Origin of the sequence: Paraburkholderia sp. (genome assembly GCF_035501035.1) — a bacterium.
Lineage (GTDB): Bacteria > Pseudomonadota > Gammaproteobacteria > Burkholderiales > Burkholderiaceae > Paraburkholderia.
The window spans coordinates 1-4,742 of the sequence record NZ_DATJWR010000435.1; the positions used below are offsets into that span (position 1 = coordinate 1).

5 protein-coding genes are annotated in these 4,742 nt (G+C 63.7%); 2 read left to right on the forward strand and 3 right to left on the reverse strand.

Features of this window, described 5'->3' with window-relative positions; translation table 11 throughout:
- Positions 1–13 precede the first annotated feature (13 nt).
- Entirely contained in the window at positions 14–235 is a 222-nt protein-coding gene (locus VMJ11_RS30790) for a hypothetical protein (protein WP_325624668.1), read from the reverse strand.
- 463 nt (positions 236–698) lie between these two features.
- Between VMJ11_RS30790 and VMJ11_RS30795 the strand changes: the two genes are divergently transcribed.
- Together VMJ11_RS30795 and VMJ11_RS30800 are read left to right on the forward strand one after the other, a co-directional pair.
- Complete coding sequence (locus VMJ11_RS30795) at positions 699–1,619, forward strand: DMT family transporter (protein WP_414694524.1); 921 nt, start codon at positions 699–701, stop codon at positions 1,617–1,619.
- A gap of 116 nt (positions 1,620–1,735) precedes the next feature.
- Positions 1,736–2,638, forward strand: a complete 903-nt coding sequence (locus VMJ11_RS30800) for an aspartyl/asparaginyl beta-hydroxylase domain-containing protein (RefSeq protein ID WP_325624672.1) — start codon at positions 1,736–1,738, stop codon at positions 2,636–2,638.
- A 416-nt stretch (positions 2,639–3,054) separates the two neighbouring features.
- On the opposite strand, the gene VMJ11_RS30805 is transcribed toward VMJ11_RS30800, so the two are convergent.
- Both VMJ11_RS30805 and VMJ11_RS30810 read right to left on the reverse strand, forming a co-directional pair.
- Entirely contained in the window at positions 3,055–3,558 is a 504-nt protein-coding gene (locus tag VMJ11_RS30805) for a CinA family protein (RefSeq protein WP_325624674.1), read from the reverse strand.
- Between the two features lie 132 nt (positions 3,559–3,690).
- Complete coding sequence (locus tag VMJ11_RS30810) at positions 3,691–4,449, reverse strand: SIR2 family NAD-dependent protein deacylase (protein WP_325624675.1); 759 nt, start codon at positions 4,447–4,449, stop codon at positions 3,691–3,693.
- Positions 4,450–4,742: the final 293 nt, after the last annotated feature.

Genomic DNA, 4,742 nt, shown 5'->3' on the forward strand with positions numbered 1-4,742 from the left:
TCGCAGGGACGCTTTAGTTCTGCGTGCCCTTGTCGCTCGTGCCTGCGGCCGATGCGGCGTCCGAAACGGCCGCACGCTTGCCATGGTGCTTGAGCTTCTTGTGCTGCTTCTTGGCCTTGGCCGGTGCGCTGGCTGCCGGTGCGGTTGCTGCCGGTGCCGATGCGTCTTGTGCAAATGCTTGAACCGAAATCAGAGCTGCGGATGCTGCGACGAGCGAGGCGAGAATCTTTTTCATCTGTTGTTCCCCAAAACCTGACAAATAATGACCGGCACGTTGTGAATTAGAACAGCGTGAAACCACGAAACGATCCGCTTGCCGATCTAGGCGGGCGTTTCGCGCGAAGCAGTATTACGCAGCGTAGGGCGTTTGTCATCCGCAAATAGCCGGGTGTATTTTCCGGGAGACAATTCCCTTTCAATTCGGATACGATCGCGATTTACGCGTTCGTTTTCCGGAAGGCAGCTGTCTTTTCACGTAATGCGCGCAATCGGCCTCGCCCGAGCCCAATTCCGCCCAAATTCGTGCCAGATTCAGATGGAATCGCACATAAAAGACCCGCCGGCGCGCCTGGCGCCCCGAGGGGGCACCTGGCGCCATCCCCGCTCCGGCCGTTGAAAGCGCTGTCGCGTCCGTTCCACGCACAAGAGATCTCCGCTTGAAATCCGCCTCCCGCCGCCACCTGCGCGCCAATCTGCTGATGCTGGCAGCCGCCCTGATCTGGGGCTCGGCCTTCGTCGCCCAGCGCCTGAGCCTCGACGCCATCGGCCCCTTCCTGTTCACCGGCCTGCGCTTCCTGCTGGGCGCCGGCGTCGTTTCGGTTTTCCTGTTCGTGCGGCGCGGGGCTGCCGCTCGCCCCGTTGCGAGCGGCAGCCCTGCGACCCCGGCACTGTTCGACGGCGCGCTGCTGCGCGCGGGCACGGTGCTCGGCCTCGTGCTGGCAATTGCCATCTCGCTCCAGCAAATCGGGCTCGGCTACACGAAGATCGCCAACGCCGGGTTCATCAGCTCGCTTTATGTCGTGATCGTGCCGATGCTCGGCGTGCTGCTGCGCCATCGCACGGGCATCGCCACCTGGCTTGGCGCGGCGCTCGCCGCGCTCGGTCTGTACTTCCTCAGCATCAACGAGCACTTTTCGGTGATGTACGGCGACTGGTACCAGCTCGGCTGTGCGCTCGTGATCTCGATCCAGGTCATGCTCGTGAGCCACTACGCGCCGCGCCACGATCCGCTCGCGCTTTCGATCGTGCAGTTCATCGCCTGCGGCGCGGTGTGTCTCGCAATCGGGCTTGTCTGCGAGCCGCTGCGCCCGGCCGACATTGCGCGCGCCGCGCCCACCATTCTGTATGGCGGCGCGCTTTCGGTGGGCATAGGCTATACGCTGCAGGTCGTCGCCCAGCGCGACGCCGCGCCCGCGCACGCCGCCGTGATCTTCAGCATGGAAGGCGTATTCGCCGCGCTCGCGGGCTGGGCCGCGCTAGGCGAGACGCTCACGCCGCGCGCCCTCGCCGGCTGCGCGCTCATGATGGCAGGCTTGCTCGCCTGCCAGTTGCTGCCGGCCTGGCAGGCACGTCTGCGCGCTCGTCAGCGCGCGCTCACACAGCCCGCCGAGACCGCGTGACGCGTGCTTCGATTCAGCCCGAATGCAACCCCGCACGCCTATTGCCGCCCCAAAGACAAGGAATTTTGAATTTTCGTAATATTTCCACAGTTATCGTTGATTCATGAGTTCGTCGTATGCGGTGGGCCGTTCTTCTTCTCTTCCTGCTCTGCGCGGTGTACACGCACTGGCGAGGTAAAGCACGCCACGGAAGCTTCTTTCGACAGCTTGGCGACCACTCGACCTTCATGGCGCCGCTGAACTGCTTCGCCTACTTCTTTTCGGCCGTTCCGAACACGCCCTACATCGCGACAAAGCATTTCCCCGAGCTCCAGCTCCTCAAATCCGAATGGAAGACGTTTCGCGAGGAAGCGCTCGCGCTCTATGAAGCGAGCCGCATTCAGGCTTCGGAAAAGTACAACGACATCGGCTTCAATTCCTTTTTCCGCGCGGGCTGGAAGCGCTTTTATCTCAAGTGGTACGGCGAGCCGCATCCTTCGGCGGCCGCGCTGTGCCCGCGAACGATCGAAATCCTGCAGCGCATTCCCACCGTGAAAGCAGCGATGTTCGCCATGCTCCCCGCCGACGGCTCGCTCAATCCGCATCGCGATCCGTTCGCCGGGTCGCTGCGCTATCACCTGGGCCTCGTCACGCCAAACGACGACCGCTGCGCGATCATCGTCGACGGCACACCCTACTCGTGGCGCGATGGCGAGGACGTCGTGTTCGACGAAACCTATCTGCACCGCGCCGAGAACAGGACACAGCAGGATCGGATCATCCTCTTCTGCGATATCGAGCGGCCGATGAAGTCCCGCTGGGCGCAAGCCGCGATCAGCACCGTGGGCGAGTTCCTCATGCGCGCGGCCGCCTCGCCGAACGAAACCGGCGACCACACGGGCAGCCTCAATCGCACGTTCCGCTATGTGTATTCGGTGCGTCTCGTGGGCAAGCGCCTGAAAAGCTGGAATCGCACGGTCTATTACGTCCTGAAGTGGGCGCTGTTCGGCGGAATCGTGCTCGCGATTTACTGGCGCTGATATCGCGCGTTACGCGCGGCGGCTGTGCGCTTTTTCGAGGAATGGCGTCGTCTTTGGGCGGCGCCATTTTTTTGCGTGTGGATAACACGCGATTGCATCGCGCGGGGCCTGGTTATCCACGTCCACCTCTGGACAACATGGGGATGACCTGGTGAACGACCTGTGGAGGACTTCTTGATAACTGCGTGCATGCATGTGCGAGCGGAAAAGTTATCCCGGAAGCGCGCAATGCATACATGATTTGTCCGCATGGCTGTCCGTTGTGCATCGATATGAACCGACAAGCAATTTCCCTGTTGTCCACAGTTAATACCAAGGCTTGTTAACTGCTACTACTTATAAATATAAATACTGAAATGAATATGGAGAAAATGCGTGCCGCTCGCTGCGCTCGCGTGCTGCGCTTGCGCGCAGACTCATTTGGCGCGTGCGAGAACGCCATCGACGAAACGCGGCAAGCCAAGCAACGCGCGACGCGCGATCGATCTGCGGATCTCGTTGCGACGGCCTGAAAAGCACGCCGTTTCGCAAGCGCTGAACACGCGGCCGCCGTCGATGCACGCCCATGCGAAGCAATGCATCACCTCAGCTGGCATGTCTTCGTCTTCGTGCGCGAGCAGGCCGATGCTCGCGAGCGCGACGCTTGCGTGCCCCAGGCGTGCGCCAAGCGCGCCTTCGGCGGCTTCGCGCGCAAGGTCCTCGCTGACGAGCCCGCAGCGCTCGATCGTCTGCGCGCTCACGCCCGGCAGCGTGGCGAGCGTCGCTGCTGAATGGGCGACGTAGCCGAGATCGAGACAGCCTGAAGCGCCGCGCTGGTCGGCCAGCATCGCCCCGATCGCACCGGCCGTGCAGGTCTCGACGCTCACGAGCACGAGCGAGCGCGACTTCAGGTAGCCCACGATCTGCTGCGATATGTTCATGACGGCAACCGATGAGATAAGGAGTTGCGAGTGTCGCACGCGTGCCGCGCGATGCGCCGACGCAACGAAAAAGGGCGTGCCCCCTCAGGATGCACGCCCTTGCTCAATGCGCGACGCCGCGATGCCGCGCGGTTAGCCGCCCATCATCATGCGCTCGATGACCGGCTCGATATTGCGCAAGCCGACCGTTGCGGGCTCGGCCTGAACGACGCCGAAGCATTCCGCGCGCCGCGGCGACGGATCGACGAGGAAATTGCGCTCGTAACGCCCGTAGCGTTCGGGCGGCAAGAGGCGCTCGGGTGCGATCACCTCGAACGCCGTGCCCACCGCGATGAAGAGATCATGGGCCGTCATGTCGCGCTGGATGCGCCAAAGCGTCTCGTACTCGGGCGCGGCTTCGTTGAAGAACACCACACCGGGCTTCACGCCCTCCACCTGCCCGCAAGCCGGGCAGGCCGCCTGCGGATCGAGCCCGGCGCCGGACGCCGGGAAGCGATAGTCGCACTCGGTGCACAGCAGCGAAATCATGTCGCCGTGCAGATGCGTGACCTGGCGAGCGCCCGCTTGTTCGAGCATGTCGTCGATGTTCTGCGTGACGAGATGCACGCGCTCCGTGCCCCAGGCGTGCTGCCATTGCGCGAGCAGCTGATGGGCGGCGTTCGGGCGCGCGTCGCCGCACTCGGCGATGCGCTGGTTGTAGAAACGGAATACCGCGGGCCGGTTGCGGCGCCACGTGAGGTAGTTGCAGACCTCGTCGAGATTCGCGTGCGACCAGATGCCGTCGCCGGTGCGAAAGGTCGAAATGCCGCTCTCCGCCGAGAGACCCGCGCCGGAAAACACGAAGAGGCGCGGCAGTCTGCCGGACTGCCGCGGTTGCTGGGAATCGGCCACTTTTGCCTCCTTGATCGAACGGCGACATTATGACGGTCCGATGGCGTTTCGGCAGGAGGCCCGCGGAAAACAGCGCAATGGGCGCGCGCCGATCGCACTGGCAAACACGTAGCGCGCCCACAGTGGCGACGCCGCGCCACGGACAACCCACCACCGCAAGCGAGCCGCAGCAGCCGCGTGAGCGGCCTCTCAGCGCCCGCCATGGCGATCGACGATCGGCATAGGGGACGGCCGTGAGGCCGTACCCCTGCCACACCACCCGGCATGCGGGTCCGCACCGGGCGGTTCGGGAG

Bases quoted from the DNA above. Each gene is read 5' to 3' on its own strand.
- VMJ11_RS30790 (WP_325624668.1), bottom strand. From the start codon at position 235: ATGAAAAAGATTCTCGCCTCGCTCGTCGCAGCATCCGCAGCTCTGATT.
- VMJ11_RS30795 (WP_414694524.1), top strand. From the start codon at position 699: ATGCTGGCAGCCGCCCTGATCTGGGGCTCGGCCTTCGTCGCCCAGCGC.
- VMJ11_RS30800 (WP_325624672.1), top strand. From the start codon at position 1,736: ATGCGGTGGGCCGTTCTTCTTCTCTTCCTGCTCTGCGCGGTGTACACG.
- VMJ11_RS30805 (WP_325624674.1), bottom strand. From the start codon at position 3,558: ATGAACATATCGCAGCAGATCGTGGGCTACCTGAAGTCGCGCTCGCTC.